Source organism: Streptomyces sp. CA-250714 (assembly GCF_050936705.1).
In the GTDB taxonomy this organism is placed as follows: Bacteria; Actinomycetota; Actinomycetes; order Streptomycetales; family Streptomycetaceae; genus Streptomyces.
Genome location: NZ_JBNJMI010000002.1, coordinates 144950 through 161403 on the forward strand (window position 1 = coordinate 144950; position 16454 = coordinate 161403).

13 protein-coding genes are annotated in these 16454 nt (G+C 70.3%); 5 read left to right on the forward strand and 8 right to left on the reverse strand.

Going from position 1 to position 16454, the window contains the following annotated elements:
• The 8 genes from ACQEU8_RS19515 to ACQEU8_RS19550 form a co-directional block, all read right to left on the reverse strand.
• Positions 1-1824 carry a non-ribosomal peptide synthetase gene (locus ACQEU8_RS19515; RefSeq protein WP_433102778.1) on the reverse strand — a complete coding sequence of 608 codons (1824 nt, stop codon included), beginning with the start codon at positions 1822-1824 and terminating at the stop codon, positions 1-3.
• 7 nt (positions 1825-1831) lie between these two features.
• Positions 1832-2698, reverse strand: coding sequence for an alpha/beta hydrolase (locus ACQEU8_RS19520; protein WP_433102780.1), 867 nt, complete (start codon positions 2696-2698; stop codon positions 1832-1834).
• The gene (locus ACQEU8_RS19525; protein ID WP_433102782.1) at positions 2691-3734 is read right to left on the reverse strand and encodes a methyltransferase; all 1044 of its coding nucleotides are present in this window, start codon (positions 3732-3734) and stop codon (positions 2691-2693) included. Before ACQEU8_RS19525 ends, ACQEU8_RS19520 begins: the two co-directional genes overlap by 8 nt.
• Before the next feature lie 179 nt (positions 3735-3913).
• Positions 3914-5161 carry an aminotransferase class V-fold PLP-dependent enzyme gene (locus ACQEU8_RS19530; RefSeq protein WP_433102784.1) on the reverse strand — a complete coding sequence of 416 codons (1248 nt, stop codon included), beginning with the start codon at positions 5159-5161 and terminating at the stop codon, positions 3914-3916.
• Complete coding sequence (locus ACQEU8_RS19535) at positions 5158-6012, reverse strand: hypothetical protein (RefSeq protein WP_433102786.1); 855 nt, start codon at positions 6010-6012, stop codon at positions 5158-5160. The genes ACQEU8_RS19530 and ACQEU8_RS19535 overlap by 4 nt, the downstream gene beginning before the upstream one ends.
• Positions 6009-6902 carry an LLM class flavin-dependent oxidoreductase gene (locus ACQEU8_RS19540; protein WP_433102788.1) on the reverse strand — a complete coding sequence of 298 codons (894 nt, stop codon included), beginning with the start codon at positions 6900-6902 and terminating at the stop codon, positions 6009-6011. Before ACQEU8_RS19540 ends, ACQEU8_RS19535 begins: the two co-directional genes overlap by 4 nt.
• Entirely contained in the window at positions 6899-7816 is a 918-nt protein-coding gene (locus ACQEU8_RS19545; protein WP_433102790.1) for a hypothetical protein, read from the reverse strand. Before ACQEU8_RS19545 ends, ACQEU8_RS19540 begins: the two co-directional genes overlap by 4 nt.
• Positions 7813-8283 (reverse strand): VOC family protein, encoded by a 471-nt coding sequence (locus ACQEU8_RS19550; protein WP_433108574.1) that lies wholly within the window; start codon positions 8281-8283, stop codon positions 7813-7815. Before ACQEU8_RS19550 ends, ACQEU8_RS19545 begins: the two co-directional genes overlap by 4 nt.
• A 583-nt stretch (positions 8284-8866) precedes the next feature.
• Between ACQEU8_RS19550 and ACQEU8_RS19555 the strand changes: the two genes are divergently transcribed.
• From ACQEU8_RS19555 to asnB, 5 genes are all read left to right on the forward strand, one after another.
• A complete protein-coding gene (locus ACQEU8_RS19555; RefSeq protein WP_433102792.1) occupies positions 8867-10282 on the forward strand; it encodes an FAD-binding protein in 1416 nt (471 codons plus the stop codon).
• A gap of 58 nt (positions 10283-10340) precedes the next feature.
• Positions 10341-12140, forward strand: coding sequence for a gamma-glutamyltransferase family protein (locus ACQEU8_RS19560; RefSeq protein WP_433102794.1), 1800 nt, complete (start codon positions 10341-10343; stop codon positions 12138-12140).
• Between the two features lie 37 nt (positions 12141-12177).
• A complete protein-coding gene (locus tag ACQEU8_RS19565; RefSeq protein WP_433102796.1) occupies positions 12178-13230 on the forward strand; it encodes an SAM-dependent methyltransferase in 1053 nt (350 codons plus the stop codon).
• Between the two features lie 26 nt (positions 13231-13256).
• A complete protein-coding gene (locus ACQEU8_RS19570; protein WP_433102798.1) occupies positions 13257-14450 on the forward strand; it encodes a cytochrome P450 in 1194 nt (397 codons plus the stop codon).
• Positions 14451-14528: 78 nt separating this feature from the next.
• Positions 14529-16397: an asparagine synthase (glutamine-hydrolyzing) gene (gene asnB / locus ACQEU8_RS19575; protein WP_433102800.1), complete on the forward strand. Its 1869-nt coding sequence runs from the start codon at positions 14529-14531 to the stop codon at positions 16395-16397.
• Positions 16398-16454: the final 57 nt, after the last annotated feature.

Sequence of the window (16454 nt, forward strand, 5' to 3'; positions counted from 1 at the left end):
TCAGTCCCGGCCTCGCTTGCTGCGGATCAGGTCGGCGACACCGCGCACGGTGCCGGCCTTGGCTATCTCGTCGGGCGCCAGGGCGACTCCCACCACGTCCTCCAGGCGGGCGCCGAGGTCGACAAGGTGCAGCGAGGTGACCCCGCTCTCCAGCAGGCCGTCGTCCGGGCCGATCTGCTCGCCGTCGCGCACATCGGCCAGCGTGGAGGCCACGACGTCGGCGAGCCGGTCCCGCGTCGTATCGCCCGGGGACCGGCCGGTGCTGCGGGCCGCGAGCCGCGACGAGAGTTGCTTGCGGTCGATCTTGCCGTTGGCGTTGAGCGGGAAGGCGTCGAGGACGAGCACGGCGGACGGGACCATGTAGTCGGGCAGGCGCTCCTGCAGGCCCTTCAGCAGCTCCCGCTCCACGAGTTCGTGGCCGGGCGCGGGCACGCACCACAGCGCGAGCCGGTCCGCGGCCCCGTCGCTGGGCACGGCCAGCACCACGGCGCGTTCGACGCCGGGGACCGTCTCGGCGGCCATCTCGACGTGCCGCGGCTCGACGCGGAAGCCGCGGACCTTCACCATCTGGTCCGTGCGGCCGGCCAGCACGATCTCGCCGTCGCCGGTCAGCTTGGCCAGGTCGCCGGTGCGCAGCAGGCGCCGGCCCTCGTGCCGGACGAACTTCCGCTCCGTGAGCTCGGGGTCACCGCGATACCCCAGCGCGAGGCCGTCGCCCGCAATGCACAGTTCGCCGATCTCCCCGGGCGGGCACTCTTCCAACGTCTCCGTCCGCACCGTCATCTCGACGCCCTGCAGGGGGCGGCCGATCGGGATCTCGGCGGTGGAGAGGTCCTCCGGGGTGACCTTGTGCACGGCGGTCAGCGTGGAGTTCTCCGTACACCCGAAGGCGTTGAACAGGTCGCCGCCGTCCATGGCGTCGAGCGCGCGCTCGATGTGCCGGGCGGAGGGGAAGTCACCGCTGACGAGCACCGAACGGGCCTGGGCGACGGCCTCGGGGTGGTGCTCGACGAGCAGGTTGAACAGGTCGACGGAGAGGTGGAGCACCGAGATCCGTTCGCGTGCCACGAGCCGCGCGAGATCGCCGAGCGGGGGCAGATCCTGCGGGGCGACGGTGAGCCGGCCGCCGCGCAGCAGGCAGCTCCAGGTGTCGGTGGTCGACGCGGCGAAGGTCGGCTGTGCGAGCTGCAGGAACCGGTCCTCGGGTCCGGGCGTGAAGCCGGCGAGCTGCCGGGAGAGCTGTGCGATGCCCCGATGGGCGATGAGAACGCCCTTGGGCTCGCCGGTCGAGCCCGATGAGAACAGCACGAACGCGGGCGCTTCCGCGGTCAGCTGGCACCGTACGGGCTCGCTGGACGCCGCGGCGGCAGCGGAGAGCAGGTCGCCGAGCGGGAGGTGCGTCCCCGCCGGGATGCCGTCGGCTGCCGCTGACCCCGTCACGGTCAGGGACGGTTCGGCGACCCGGCACATTCGTGACTTGTGGTCGGCGGGGTGGCGGGGGTTGAAGGGGAGCACCACGAGGTCGGCCTTGAGGACACCGAGGAAGACCTGATACGTCGCGAGGCCGCGGTCGAAGTGCACCCCGATGTTCTCGCCCGGGGCGAGTCCGCGGTCGCGCAGCACGCGCGCGATCCGGTTGCTGCGGGCGTCGAGTTCGGCGTACGTGAGTGTCGTCTCGCCGTCGGAGAGCGCCTCGCGTGCGGTGTGCTCCCGCGCTGTCCGCTCGAAGGCGTCGACGATGGTCTCGGTGGGGGTGCTTTCGGCCGGGCCGGCGGCGTCCGTTCCCGGGGACCGGAACGACGTGGCGGTCGCTGGATGGGTCATCGCGGTGTCACCGTTCCTTCTCGAAGTGGGATTCCGCCGCGCCCAGCTGTTCCAGGCTGAGGCGGCCGAACGGCGTCGCCGGGTCGGCCAGGTCCAACGGCAGGTCGAAGTGGTCCCGGTCGGGCACCGTCCGCGTGGTCACCGGGTCTCCGAGCGCCGCGAGGTAGGCCGCGTACGCGTCCTGCTGGCGCAGATACGTCGCCGTCTCGTGCTCGCCGACCGCGAGCAGGACCTCGGCGCACCGCGGAGCGGGCATCCCCAGTGGGCTGCACTCCTGGGCGAGCCGGGGCGTCAGACCGACGGCGTCGTTGACGTAGGTCCGCGGGATCTCGCGGAGGTCGTACAGGCCGCTGAGCAGGCACGCGCTGCGGACGCGCGGAGCCGCGGGGTGCGCGAGCGCCGCCGCGAGCAGATGCGCACCCGCGCTGCTGCCCGCCACATGGATCCGGTCCGGGTCGATCCCGTGGCTCGGTCCGCCGGTCCCGGCGAGCCAGGACAGGGCGGCGCGCACCGAAGCGATCATGTCGGGCAGGGTGCGGGCCGGCGCGAGGCCGTAGCCCACCGCCACATACGCGTACCCGTGCGCCACGGCGTTCTCGGCCGGGAAGCAGGAGTCGTCGATGCCGAGCTCCTGCCAGTGCCCGCCGTGCACGAAGACCAGCGCCGGCGCCCCGGCCTCCGCTCCCGGGGACGGGGCGGCGGGGAACACATGACAGCGCTCGGCGGCAGCCGTGCCGTACCGCACGGCTTCCCGCACGTGCAGGCGCGCCCGGGCGGCGTCGCTCCGCGTCCGGTACCGCCGCAGCGATCCGGCCGGGCCGCGGGCGACGGAGCTCGGCGCGTACTCGCGGTCGAGCAGGCTCGGCTCATCCATCGGGCTTGCGCCCCTCGATGACGCCGTGCGGTGTCCAGCCCTCGCTGTGGATGCGGGTGATGTCCACGAATCCGCTGGCGGCGAGCCACTCCTCGTGATCACGCCACGGGTAGATCCGCGACTCCTCGAACGGCAGCACGGTGAAGTACACGTTGTCCAGCGCAGCGTACAGCGGCCCTGTGCCGTCGTCGTCGGCGAACGCGTTGAACACGACCACCCGGCCACCGGGGCACAGCGCCTCGAAGGCCCGCCGCAGCAGGGTCAGGTTCTGCTCCGGCGACCGGATCACCAACTGGTGGGCGAACAGCACGAGGTCGTACCCCTGGGGCATCGGCTCGGCGAACATGTCGCCGGCCATGACGTCGATCTGGTCGCTGAGCCCGGCGGCCTCGACGTTGTCGCGGGCCAGCTCTAGCGGGCCCTCCAGGTCGAGCACCGTGATCTTCAGATGCGGGTGGGTTCGCGCCAGGGCGATGGCGCTGACCGCGTCGCCGACGCCGACGGCCAGGACGGTGGCCACCTTGCTGTAGTCCACCTGGTGCAGCAGGACCGGTTGCGACAGCTCCGACCACGAGTACATGCCCCGGTAGAACCGGTTCTCCAACTCCGGGTGCTCCTCCAGCCGGGTGTGGAGATCGTGCCCCGAGCCTGGCAGGTGCTTGAGGCCCAGGTTCTTGCCCGTCCGCAGCGATGTGGCGTACTCCTGCGCGGGACGGTAGGTCAGCCGCTGCTGGAAGTCGATGATGCTGCGCAGGTGCGGCCACGTGCCGTCGTCGATCGCGGCACGGATGGTCTCGCTCGTCGTGTAGCGGTCGCCGGTGCGCTCGGTGAGGCCGAGGGCCGTCGTGCCCAGGAGCAGCGTGCACGCGGACTTGGCGGGCAGGCCCAGCCCCGCGGCGACCTCGTCACTGCTGGAGGGGCCTTTCAGCGTCAGGTGCTCGAACAACTGCAGCTCGGAAGCGGCTTGCAGCTGCTGGAAGGCAGCGAACCCGAAGAGCACCGGGACGAGCGAACTGAGGTCAACCGGCTTCGTCATCACACAGCCCCCAACAAGCTGGTGTCGTATTCCTTCATCGCGTTCCTCCGGTTGTCGTGCTCTCACCACGTGCCCGCCGCTCCGCCTCGTTCCGCGCCTGGCGCCGGATGCGGAAGGTCCACAACTCGGGACAGAAGCGGTGCTTGCCGATCTTCCGGAGACATGCTCGGGTGCCTGGGTCATTGCGCTCCGTTCACGGCGTGGTCGAGCTCGCGGACTGCGCGCAGCACCTGCTCGTGCGTCACGTACAGCGGGGCGAAGGCGAAGCGGATCAGATCGGGGGGCCGGGAATCGACGAGTACGCCGCGGCCGGCGAGCGCCTCCTCGACCTTCTCGGCGTCCGGGACCCGAAGCGCGAGGTGCCCGCCACGGCGGTCCGGGTCCCGCGGCGAGACGAGCTGCCCCAGCAGATCGGGACGGCTCGATTCGAGGCACTCCAGGAAGAACTCGCCGAGGTCCCGGCTGCGGCGGCGCAGCGGATGGATGCCGACCTCGATCAGTGGGTCGAGGGCGTGGTTCAGCGCGACGAGGCTGAGCACCGGGGGTGTGCCCGTGCGGCCCCGGTCGATGCCGGGGGCGGGTTCGAAGGTGGGTCCCATGGCGAAGGGACTGGTGTGCCCGTGCCATCCCGACAGCGGGAAGTCCACCGCCGGCTGGAGGCGGGAGGCGACGTAGAGGAACGCGGGCGCCCCCGGGCCGCCGCCCACGTACTTGTAACCGCACCCGATGGCCAAGTCGACGTCCTCGGTATCGAGTTCGACCGGCAGCGCGCCCGTCGCATGGCTGAGGTCCCACACCACGACGGCCCCGACGGCGTGGCACAGCGCGGTGGTCGACCGGATCTCGCGCCGCTCCCCGGTACGGAAGTCCACGGGCGCGGCCACCACGGCCGCCACCCGCGAGCCGTTCCGGCTCAGGAAGGAGTCGAAGCCCTCCCGTGATTCGACGACGAGTTCGCGCCCCAGGAGCCGGGCCACCGAGCCCGCGATGTACAGGTCGGTGGGGAAGGAGGCGGCCTCGACGAGCAGCACGGGCCGGTCGCCGCGCAGGCGGCACGCGGCGACCAGCGCGTTGAACAGGGTCGTCGACGTCGTCTCCCCCGGAACCACGACCTGCCCCGGCGCCGCACCGAGCAGGGTCGCGAGCTTGTCCCCGATCGTCCGCGGCAGGTCGAGCCAGCCCTCGCGGAACCAGCCCTGCACCTGGGAGCGTGCCCACGGGCCGCGTACGAAGTTCTCGAACTCGCCCGGCAGACCGGCGCGCGGCGGACCCAGCGAATTCCCGTTGAGGTGCACGGTGCCGTCGGTGACGTAGTCGCGTGCGCGGGCGGAGAGCGGGTCGAGGCCGTCCCGGTGCCGGGCCTCGTCCAGCAGCAAACCCCCGTCCGGGGGCGCCGTGGTCGTCTCGGACTCGGAGTGTGTCGTCATCCCGTCCTCGCCTTCCGGTCGCCGTCGGCCAAGACCCGGTCGCCGTCGGCCCAAACCTGGTCTCCGTCGGCCCAGACCCGCGCCGTGACCCGCACCTGAGCCGCGCCGTCGCGCACCGAGCCGGTGCAGCGCAGCACCGACTCGGATCCATCCCGGGTCACTTGACGCACCGTCACCGCCGCCTCCCGGTCGCCGAGCGCCGTGAGGCCCAGCGCGGAGGCCGCCGGGAGGCAGCCCGGGTCCTCGGGGAGGCCGAAGCCGGGGGCGAACACGCGGGCAAGGACCTCCCTGCTGTCCGGGTCCCAGCGGAAGAGGGTGAGGTCGGTGAGGCCCAGGTCCGCCATGCGCTTGGCGTCCGGTGGCGGCAGCGCCCGCGGATCCTCGGAGACGCGGAGGATGGTGAACGCCCTGCCGACCCCGCTCGCTCGGGGCGTGCCGTCGTAGGAGCCGAACAGGGCGGGGTCGGCGGGGATCTCGTGGTCCACGACCGGCCCGCTGAACGGCACCTCCACCTCATGCCCGTCGGTGCGCAGCCACTGGCATCCGGCGTCGGTCTTCCTGCCGACCTCGCCCGGGTCGAGGTGGCCCCTGCTGACCAGGAGGGCGGCCACGCCGGCCAGCGAGTGCGTGCCGAACGGCGTCTCCCCACCGGTGTTGAAAATCCGCGATGCGAAGGTCCGCTGCTGCCGGGAGCACTCGCTGACCAGCGCGCTCTCGACCGTGTCATCGGTCGTGCGCGCATGGGCCGCGGCCTGCGCGACCGCGTCGTCGGCGCACGGGCCTTCGGGGACGAGTACGTCGAGCGCGGCGCCGCGGCCGGGGGCCGTGCCGAACATGTCCACCCTCGTCATATGCATCGTTCCCCCACCAGCTGCTTCTCGGCGAAGTCGACGACGACCTGCTCGTCGCCCTGGTACGGCGGTTCGGGGCGGGGCCAGTGCACGACGAGATCGGTGAAGCCGGCCTCCTCCAGCTCGCCCGCGGCGTCCTCGTAGGCGCCCACGGACCCGGTGATCCCGCCCACGGAGGCGTCGGCCACGAACAGCCGGCGCATCGTGGCCGGGTCCCGTCCCTCGCGCTCACACGCCGCGTCGACGCCGCGCAGCTGCTCCCGCAGCACCGGCATGACCTCGCGCAGCGGCCTCATACGGAAGTCGGCGGGCGGTCCTGAGGTGATCCAGAACTGCCCGAAGCGCGCGGCGAGCGCCATGCCCCTCGGCCCGGTCGCCGCCACCGCGAACGGCAGCCGCCGCCCGTCCTCGGCCCGGGGGTGGAAGGTCACCCCGGACGCCGTGTACCAGTCCGACGTCTCGTCCACGTCGCCCTGGGCGAGCACGGCGTCGAGCAGCTCGACGAACGCGTCGAACCGGTCGGCGCGCTCGCGGGGGCGGAGCGTCGCGCCGCCGAGGATGCTCACGTCGTACCCGGGAGCGCCGGCGCCCAGCCCGCAGATCAGCCGCCCCTCGGCAACGTCGTCGACGCTCACGAGGTCCTTCGCGAGCACCACCGGGTGGCGGAAGTTGGGGGTGGCGACCAAGACGCCGAGTCCGATGGTGCGGGTCACCGTGGCCGCGCCGGTGAGCGTCGGGATCGAGCCGTACCAGCGGCGGTCGGCCAGCCGGCGCCACATCAGGTGGTCATAGGTCCAGGCGTGGTCGTACCCCAGCTGCTCCACGGCCCGCCAGCGCTCGGCCGCCGCCTTCCACTTGTGCTCGGGGAGCAGCACGATGCCGTGCTTCATACGCCCACGCCCTGGAGCTGCTGTCCCGCGACCAGCCGGGTAGCCCTGTCGAGGATGCGGAGCACGCTGGGGACGAACGTGATCAGGACGGCACCGGAAGGGCCGGTGACGACCGGGTGGTGGTGCCCGTCGACGTTCGGGTACAGGCCGTTGTGCGCCAGTTCCGCGCTCACCTCGGCGGCGCGCTCGCGGAGGTGGCGGACGAATTCGATGCGGCTGACCGGACGACGCACCGTCAGAAAGAAATTGTCGTACAGCTCTTCTTTGTCCCGCAGCACGGTCAGATTCGCCGCCTGCCCGGATTGCTGCAGCAGTGAACGCCCGTTCAACACGAGATGGCCGGCAATGTACTCATGCGCCTCGGCGTTCCGCGTCACGGCTGCGCCGAGGGCCTCGCAGGAGGGATCGCCCTGCCAGGGCAACCTGCCCCGGAAGAGCCGGCGGACGGGCCGGTAGTCCGGCGCCCAGGTTCCGCTGAAGGCCGGGTGCTGCAGCATCATGCGGTGCCGGATATGACTGTGGTAGTGGGCTCGCGGCACCGTCGACGAATAGAGCAGCATCGCGCTGTACGCGTCGATGCAGGCGGCCAGCGATTCGAGCTCCGGAGGGCTCGGCATCTGGTCGCGACGGTCCCCGATGATGTCGTACATGGCGCGCCAGAGCGCGAACGAGATCTGGTGCCCCAGAATCCAGCGGTACCAGAAGACCCGCTCGGCTTCGACCGGGTGCACACCGAAGACGTTGTACTCCGGAACGCCCGGTTCCGTGGTGGCGTCGTCTTCCATGGTGTCGTCGCCAAGGTCCGCCGCGGGGGCGAACTCCTGGCCGGGCGGCGGCAGGAACAGCGGCCGCAGCTGCAACTCGGGAATGTGGGCCTGGCTCGGTCCTGTCCTCAGTTCTCGGCCGGCGTTCATGACGCCTGGCCCGAAAAGTAGATGAACTCCATCTCGAGGCCGTTGGGATCCAGGACGTAGAGGCTCTGCATCCCGTCGTCGTCGGTCACGATGTCCGACGGCGGCTCGTCGCGCGTCCACCTGATGTCCTGCCGCTCCCGGACCTGCCACCAGCGCTTCCGGAGCTCGACGAGGTCGTCGTGGCTGTCCACGGTGATCCCGAGGTGCTGGAACTGGTAGCCGCGCGGGTCGGGTTCGCGCCGGCTGTGCCCGGCCCGGTCGAAGACGTGGAACCGCACGGTCCCCACCTTCAGTTCGACCAGCTTCTCGATCCCGGGGAGGCGCGAGTGGGTGAGCGGCGAAAATGTGCTGAGCGTCCACTCCACCGTGGCCCCGAGGAATTCCTCGTACCACCTGGTCGTGGACTCCACATCATCGGTCTGGATAGCGACATGGTGAATTCTCGGCGTGATCGCAAATGCGTTCATCGAGACCCTTTCGTCGCGAAGATGCGGCTGACGTAGCACTGCCACCACAAAGCCGGTCAATGGGTCGAGCCCTTAAAAGAATTGGGCGACGGGCCAGCAATAGAAGGCTCCCTGACCGGCAGTGCCCAGGACAATCAGAGGTTCCTCAAAACAGTCTCAACTCGCTCTCGCCGAGCGGCCCTTGCCGCGCTGCGAGCGGATGTCCTGCCTGGTCCCGCGCGGAAACATCGGCGGTACGGAACGCATCGGGCGGCCGTCGCCGAGGAGGCCGAACCGGGGCCCCATCATGTCGACCACCTGAAATGAGCCTCCGTACAGAGGCGCCGGCCCAATTTAAAGAAGCTTTGACAGTAACTTCAGGATCTTCTTCGGCTCCCCGGGCGCCGCGCCGGGCTACGATGACGAATCGAGGAGCAATTCCTCCGGAACAAGGTGCCGTTCCCGACGAGAGTTCCGAGGCGCACCTGCCGTATCGGCGGCGCATGCCGTATCGGCGGCACACGCCGTATCGGCAGCACAGCCGTCTAAGGCGGCACGAAGTGCGCGGCAACCGAACCGACATCGCAGGTCAGGAGACGAGGCAATGACCCGCTCGGATTCCCCCGGGAACGCCGCAGTCATGGGACACGCGCCGGCGCTGGACGGCGAACTCCTGGTCGACGGGGTTTCCCGGCAGGCGTACGCAACCGACCTGGGCAACATCACCACCAACGAGCCCTGTGCCGTGCTCCGGCCCGGCTCGGCGCAGGACATCGCCGCGATGATCCGCTTCTGCCGGTCCCACGGCATCGCGGTATCGGTCCGGGGGCGGGCGAGCACGACCCTCGGCCAGACCCTCTCCGGCGGCCTGGTCATCGACACCCGGTCCCTGGACCGTATCCACTCGATCGGTCCCGACGTCGCCGAGGTCGACGCGGGCGTCTCCTGGAAGGACCTGGTCAACGCCGCGTTCGAGAGCTCCCCGCGGCTGACGCCGCCGGTGATCACCGCATACACCTCGCTGAGCGTGGGCGGCACCCTCTCGGTCGGCGGTCTCGGTGGGCTCGTCGGCGCGCTGCGCACCGGGCTTCAGGGCGACCATGTGCGCGAGCTGGAGGTCGTGACCGGGGCCGGTGACATCGAGCGCTGCTCCGCGACCCACCGTGCCGACCTGTTCGACGCGGTCCTCGGTGGCCTCGGCCAGTGCGCCGTGATCACCAAGGCCGTCGTGGAGCTCGTGCCGGCCAAGGAACGCGCCCGCACCTACCAGTTGGGCTACACCGACAACGCCGCGTTCTTCAGCGACATGCGCTCACTCATGGAACGGCCGTGCATCGACCACGTCTACGCGACGCTGCAGCCGCCGGGAGCCGAGCCGACCCACCGGCTGTACGCGACGGTCGTCCACGACCCGGCCGACCCGCCCAGCGACGAGGTGGCCCTCAAAGGCGTGACCGCCAAGCCGGTGATCCACGACAGCTCCTATCTCGACTACGTCTTCACCATCGACCGCTTCGTCGACGGGATGCGGGAGACCGCGGACTGGGACCGGCTCGCCAAGCCCTGGTACGACGTGTGGCTGCCCGGTGACGCCATGGAGGACTACGTCGCCGAGATCCATCCGACGCTCACCGAGCGCGACCTCGGTCCGTACGGCATCAGCCTCATCTACCCTCAGCGGCGCTCGCACTTCGCGAGACCGCACCCGCCACGCCCCGAGCCGGACGGCTCGCCCTGGGTCTACGTCCTCGACATCAACACCACGGCCGATTCCCCCGAACCCGATCCGGACTTCGTCAAGGAGATGCTCGACCGCAACGACCGTTGGTTCGCCCGGGCACGCGACCACTACGGCGCGGTGCTCTATCCGATCGGCTCGCTGCGGTTCACGGCGCAGGACTGGCGCACGCACTTCGGTGACCTGTGGCCCGCCTTCAGCGCGGCGAAGGACCGCTACGACCCCGACGCCCTCCTCACACCGGGACCGGGCATCCGCCAGAGTCCGCTCGCGAAGAGCTGACACCGCCTAGGCCGCGCTCCGCGGCCTCTCCGTCATCCGAGCAGTTGGGAGTAGCTGCATGCTGCCGTCCAAGCCGGAACTCCACGGTTCCGTCGGTGCCGTCGCCAGCACCCATTGGCTCGCGTCGTCCGCGGCCATGCGCATCCTCACCAACGGCGGCAACGCGTTCGACGCCGCTGTCGCCGCTGGATTCGTCCTCCAGGTGGTGGAGCCGCACTTCAACGGCCCCGGCGGCGATGTGTCCATCGTGGTCAACCGGGCCGGGCACGACGACGTCCAGGAGATCTGCGGCCAGGGCCCGATGCCCCGGGCCGCCAGTATCGAGGCGTTCAGCCGGCTCGGCCTGAACAGCATCCCCGGCTCCGGGCTGCTGCCCGCCTGCGTGCCGGGCGCGTTCGGCGGATGGATGCGGCTGCTCAGCGAGTTCGGAACCATGCGGCTCGCCGACGTCCTCGAATCGGCGATCGGCTACGCGGAGAAGGGGTTTCCACTGCTTCCCGAGACCGCGTTGGCCATCTCCACACTCGCTCCGCTGTTCCGCGACGAGTGGCCCGGATCCGGCCAGACCTATCTGACCTGCGGCCCCGCCCCAGCCGCCGGCAGCCGCTTCCGCAATCCCACGCTCGCCCAGACCTACCAGCGCCTGCTCAAGACCGCCGAGTCCGCGTCGTCGGACCGCGAGGCCCAGATCGAGGCCGCCCGGCACGCCTACTACCGGGGCTTCGTGGCGCAGGAGATCTCCGACTTCCTCGCCTCCGGGCCCATGCTCGATGCGACCGGCCGGCGCAACGCGGGGATGCTGACCGGGGAGGACCTCGCCCGCTGGGAGCCGACCGTTGCGACCGCGCCGAGCCGTGCGTACGGCCCCTACCGGGTCTTCAAGCCCGGGCCCTGGTCGCAGGGGCCGGTGTTCCTGCAGCAGCTCGCGCTGCTGGAGGGATTCGACCTGCCCGCGATGGGACAGGGCAGCGCCGACTACATGCACACCGTGGTGGAGTGCACGAAGCTCGCCATGTCCGACCGCGAGGCGTGGTACGGCGACCCCGACTTCGGCGATGTGCCGCTGGAGGCGCTGCTCGGCGAGGACTACGCACGGCAGCGGCGCGCCCTGGTCGGCGACTCCGCCGCGCCGGATCTGCGGCCGGGATCCCCCGACGGCCGCACCCCGTTCATCCCGCCCGTGCCCACGCCGGACGAGACCGAGCCCGACTCGGAGGTGATGTCCCAGCTGCGCAACGGGCTTCCGACGATTCTCAAGGCCACCACCGCGAAGGCCGACACCTGCACGGTCACCGTGGCCGACCGGCACGGCAACATGGTGGCGGCGACACCCAGCGGCGGCTGGATGAAGAGCTCGCCGGCCATCGGCAGCCTCGGCTTCCCGCTCGGCACCCGCGGTCAGTCCATGTACCTGGTGGACGGGCACCCGAACTCGCTGGAGCCCGGCAAGCGGCCCCGGACGACCCTCAGCCCCACGATCGTGCTGCGGGACGGGCGCCCGTTCCTCGCCTTCGGGACGCCGGGCGGCGACCGGCAGGACCAGTGGACGCTCCAGTTCTTCCTCAACGCCGTCGAGTTCGGGCTCGACCTCCAGCACTCGACCGAGACCACGGCCTTCCACACCGACCAGGTCCCCGCGTCGTTCACCCCCCACGCGTTCCGCCCCGGGGTGCTGGTGGCCGAGGAGACCTGCGAGCCGGAAACGGTCGAGGAGCTCCGGCGGCGTGGCCACGAGGTGGAGCTGGTGCCGGCCTACTCGCTCGGACGGATCTGCACGGCCGGACTCACCCCGGACGGGGAGTTCGCCCGCGCTGCCGCCAGCCCTCGCGGCAGGCACGCGTACGCAGCGTCCGCATAGCCCCCACTCCGACCGATCCGTGAAAGGACGAGTGCTCGTGACCCCCGCCAACAGCACGCCACCGACCGTCGAACTGCAGGACGCGGAACAGCGGCGGGAATGGCAGAAGTTCACGCTCTCCGACCTGCCCGAGATGATCAGTGCCATGCACGTGTGCCAAGCGGTCCACGCGCTGTCCGTCACGCCACTGCTGGACCGGCTGCGCAACGGACCGCGGCAGCCCGGCGACGGCCTGCTGGCCGGGCTCGACCCGGACATCGGAGCCGGTTTCCTGCGCTACCTGGTCAACCGGGGCATCGTCGAGACCCGCGGTGAGGAGTACTCCCTCACCCTGCTCGGGGAGTGCCTCACGGCCGATGTCTCGCTGGCCCGGCTCGGGGTCTACGTCGAGGCGTACGGCGGCGTCACCAGCCGGATCGGCGAGCTGCTCACCGGTGAGGCGAGCTACGGCAAGGACGTCGTACGCGACGGCGGGGCGCTCGGGGCACACTGCGCCACGCTGTTCTCCTTCTTCCACACCCCGGCCGTACTGACGGCCATGCGGGGCCGGAACGTGACACGCATGCTCGATGTCGGCTGCGGAGGCGGCCAACTGATCGTGGACGCCTGCCTCCGTGACCCCTCACTGACCGGCATCGGCATCGACCTCTCCCCGGACGCCATCGAGTGGGCGAGGGACCTGGCCCGGCGGGAAGGCGTGGCCGACCGGGTCGAGTTCGTCGTCGGGGACGCCTTCGCGCCCGAGACCTGGCCGGACGTCTGCGCCGAGACCGACGGCCTGTGCATGATGAGCACGCTCCACGAGCACTTCCGGCACGGCGAGCAGGCAGTCGTCGACCTGCTGGACGACATCTCGACGAGGTTCCCGCAGCTGAAGATCCTGCTGGTCGGCGAGCCGGAGCTGCGTTTCGACGGCCGGGAGAACGACGACGACTTCTTCCTGATCCACGTACTGAGCGGACAGGGTCTCCCGCGCGACCGCTCCGCCTGGTTCGACGTCTTCGAAAGGTCCCGGCTGGAGTGCCGCCAGGTCTACACCCGGCCGGGCGCCGGACCCCGGATCTGCTTCTACGACCTCGCGGCGCAGTAGCCCGCACGCCCTGGAGGGAGCCGGACGTGACCACAGCAACGACGGCGAGCTCGGTGCCCGAGAGCGATGTGGCGCTCTTCTCCACCGAATCGCTGCTGGACCCCTACCCCCACTACGCAACGCTGCGCGGCCTCGGTCCCGCCGTCTATCTGACCGAGTACGACATGTACGGCCTCTTCCGGTACGAACACGTCCGACCAGCGCTCGTCGACTGGGAGCGGTTCAGCTCGGCCGAGGGCATCGCGATGAACGCTCCCACGAACGAGCGCATGGAGGGGTCGGTCCTCCGGATGGATCCGCCGCGGCAGCGAGTGGTCCGTAAGGTCTTCGACGATGCCCTGCGCCCGAGGTTTGTGCGCAAGGTCGCCGGTGATCTGGAGCAACTCGCCGGCCGTCTCGTCGAATCCCTCGTACGGCGGGGCGAGTTCGACGGTGTCGCGGACTTCGCGCGCAAGCTGCCGGTGGACATCGTGCTGGATCTCATCGGGTTTCCCCGCGACGAACAGCGCGAGGAGATCCTCCACTGGGCGCTCGGCGCGTTCAACTTCATGGGCCCCGCCAGCGACCACCAGTACGCCTCGCTGCCGGAAGTCGAGGCGCTCGCGCAGTACCTCGTCACGAAGGCGACACCCGAAAAGCTGCTCCCCGACAGCTTCGGCCAGATCGTCTGGGAAGCGGTCGACCGCGGCGAGATCACCGAGAACGAGGCGTTGCTGACGATGAGCGCCTATGCGTGCGCCGGGGTGGACACGACCATCGCGGGTATCGCGAGCACCCTGTGGCTCCTGGCGCGGAACCCGGACGAGTGGGCGGAGGTCCGCCGGGACCCGACGACCGTTCCTGGCGCCTTCCTCGAAGGCCTGCGCGTGGAAGCACCCGTCCAGTTCTTCTCGCGCGTGACCACATGCGATGTGGAGCTCGACCAGGTGACGATCCCCGCGGGGGCCCGGGTGGTGCTCTCCTACGGCTCGGCCAACCGAGACGAACGCCACTACCCCGACCCCGACCGTTTCCGCGTGCGCCGGCATCCCTCGGACTCCGTCGCCTTCGGCTTCGGCGTCCACACCTGCCCCGGGCGGGTGCTCGCCTCCATGGAAGCGCACGCCCTCTTCACCGCGCTCGCCGAACGGGTGGAGACGATCGAGCTCGCCGGTGAGCCCACCCGCGTCCCCAACAACATCACCCGGGGCCTCGAAAGCCTGCCGATTCGCGTCACCTGACGCCGGCGGTGCCGGATCGGCCTTTGTCGGCGACGGAATGCGTCCGAGTTCAGTTCGAGTACGTCAGAGGAGAATGCGATGTGCGGGACCACTGGCTGGATCAACTTCGACCGCGACCTGACCACCGAGGGCCGGGTGGTCCAGAAGATGGTGGACACCCTCGTCCCGCGCGGCCCGGACGACGGGGGAATATGGCTGAGCCGCCACGCGGCCCTGGGGCACCGCCGTAAGGGGATCATGGACCCCCTCAATGGCGCTCAGCCGATGACCACGCCGGAGAAGATGCCCGACGGGACGCCGCTGGCCGCGATCAGCTACACGGGCGAGGTGTTCAACTTCCTCGACCTCCGCGAGGAACTCAAGGCGAAGGGCCATGAGTTCCGGACCCGGTGCGACACCGAGGTGGTGCTCCGCGCGTATATCGAGTGGGGACCGGATTTCGTGGAGCGGCTGAACGGCATGTTCGCCTTCGCGATCTGGGACGGTCGCACCGAGGAGGCGCTGCTGTACCGCGACCGCCTGGGCATGAAGCCGCTCTTCTACTACCCGACCGGCAACGGCCTGCTCTTCGGGTCGGAGCCCAAGGCGATCCTCGCCCACCCGGAGAGCAAGGCCGTGCTGTCGCTTGACGGGCTGCGGGAGCTGCTCTCGTTCCTCCGCGTTCCGGGCCAGACACCGCTGAAGGGCATGTACGAGGTTCGGCCCGGTCACGTCCTGCGGGTCCGCAACGGTCGCCGCTTCGAGGAGAAGTACTGGGAGTTGCGGTCCTGGGAGCACACCGACGACCTGCCGACGACCGTCCGGACGGTGCGTGACCTGCTGGAGGACATCGTCACCCGGCAGATGCGCGCCGACGTCCCGCTGTGCAGTCTGCTGTCCGGGGGGCTGGACTCCAGCGCGCTGACCGCCCTCGTGCAGAACTCCCTCGACCCCACCCGGAACCGGCGGCTGCGCAGCTTCTCGGTGGACTTCGTCGGCCACGTCGAGAACTTCGCGCCGGAGCCGCAACGCGCGGACCCGGACGCCCCGTTCGTGGCGGAACTGGCGGGCCACGTCGGGACCAACCACCGGGACATCGTCCTGGACACCCCGGATCTCGCCTCGCCTCAGGTGTGGAACGCGGTGTGGAAGGCCCTGGAACTGCCCTACGGCATCGGGGACCACGGCCCCTCGATCTACCTGCTGTTCCGGGCGATCCGCGAGGAGTGCGACGTCGTGCTGTCCGGCGAGGCCGCGGACGAGACCTTCGGCGGGCTGCTCTGGTTCCACGACCCGCGCGCCGTGCACGCGGACACGTTCCCGTGGCACGCGCTCGGCGAGAAGACGGTCGAGGAGCAGGCAACCACGTTCCTGAACCGCGAACTGGTCCGGGAGCTGAGGCTGTCGGAGTACATCGCCGATCAGTACCGAACGGCCCTCGCCGAGGTTCCGGAGCTGGAGGGCGAGACCGGCCTGGACCGGCGGATGAGGACCGCGACCTATCTGAACCTGACCAGGTTCATGCCGATCTGCCTGGACCGCAAGGACCGGCTCAGCATGGCCAACGGCGTGGAGGAGCGCCTTCCGTTCTGCGACCACCGGCTGGTCGAGTACGTCTTCAACGTGCCCTGGTCGATGAAGACCTTCGACGGCCGCGAGAAGAGCCTGCTGCGCGCCGCGACCAAGGATCTACTCCCCCGGTCGATCGTGGAACGCCGCAAGGCCCCCTACCCGTCCACTCAGGACGCCGGCTACGACCTCGCGATGCGGCAGGAACTGAAGAAAATCGTCGCGGAGCCGAACTCCCCCGCGCTGCCGTTGTTCGACCTGGACGCGGTGCACGAGCAGCTCACCGCTCCGTCCCACGCGGCGTCGTCGATGGCGAAGCGAGCTCTCCAGGACGAGACCCCCGTGCGGCTCAACTTCTGGCTGGAGTCCTCCGACGTGAGCCTCGACCTGACGGGCTGAGACAGCCCGTTCGGCACACGTACTTCGACCGGCGCTCGACAAAGTATGGGAAAGGGA

Bases quoted from the DNA above. Each gene is read 5' to 3' on its own strand.
- ACQEU8_RS19535 (WP_433102786.1), bottom strand. From the start codon at position 6,012: ATGACGAGGGTGGACATGTTCGGCACGGCCCCCGGCCGCGGCGCCGCG.
- ACQEU8_RS19560 (WP_433102794.1), top strand. From the start codon at position 10,341: ATGCTGCCGTCCAAGCCGGAACTCCACGGTTCCGTCGGTGCCGTCGCC.
- ACQEU8_RS19550 (WP_433108574.1), bottom strand. From the start codon at position 8,283: ATGAACGCATTTGCGATCACGCCGAGAATTCACCATGTCGCTATCCAG.
- ACQEU8_RS19545 (WP_433102790.1), bottom strand. From the start codon at position 7,816: ATGAACGCCGGCCGAGAACTGAGGACAGGACCGAGCCAGGCCCACATT.
- ACQEU8_RS19555 (WP_433102792.1), top strand. From the start codon at position 8,867: ATGACCCGCTCGGATTCCCCCGGGAACGCCGCAGTCATGGGACACGCG.
- ACQEU8_RS19520 (WP_433102780.1), bottom strand. From the start codon at position 2,698: ATGGATGAGCCGAGCCTGCTCGACCGCGAGTACGCGCCGAGCTCCGTC.
- ACQEU8_RS19540 (WP_433102788.1), bottom strand. From the start codon at position 6,902: ATGAAGCACGGCATCGTGCTGCTCCCCGAGCACAAGTGGAAGGCGGCG.
- ACQEU8_RS19525 (WP_433102782.1), bottom strand. From the start codon at position 3,734: ATGACGAAGCCGGTTGACCTCAGTTCGCTCGTCCCGGTGCTCTTCGGG.
- asnB (WP_433102800.1), top strand. From the start codon at position 14,529: ATGTGCGGGACCACTGGCTGGATCAACTTCGACCGCGACCTGACCACC.
- ACQEU8_RS19515 (WP_433102778.1), bottom strand. From the start codon at position 1,824: ATGACCCATCCAGCGACCGCCACGTCGTTCCGGTCCCCGGGAACGGAC.
- ACQEU8_RS19530 (WP_433102784.1), bottom strand. From the start codon at position 5,161: ATGACGACACACTCCGAGTCCGAGACGACCACGGCGCCCCCGGACGGG.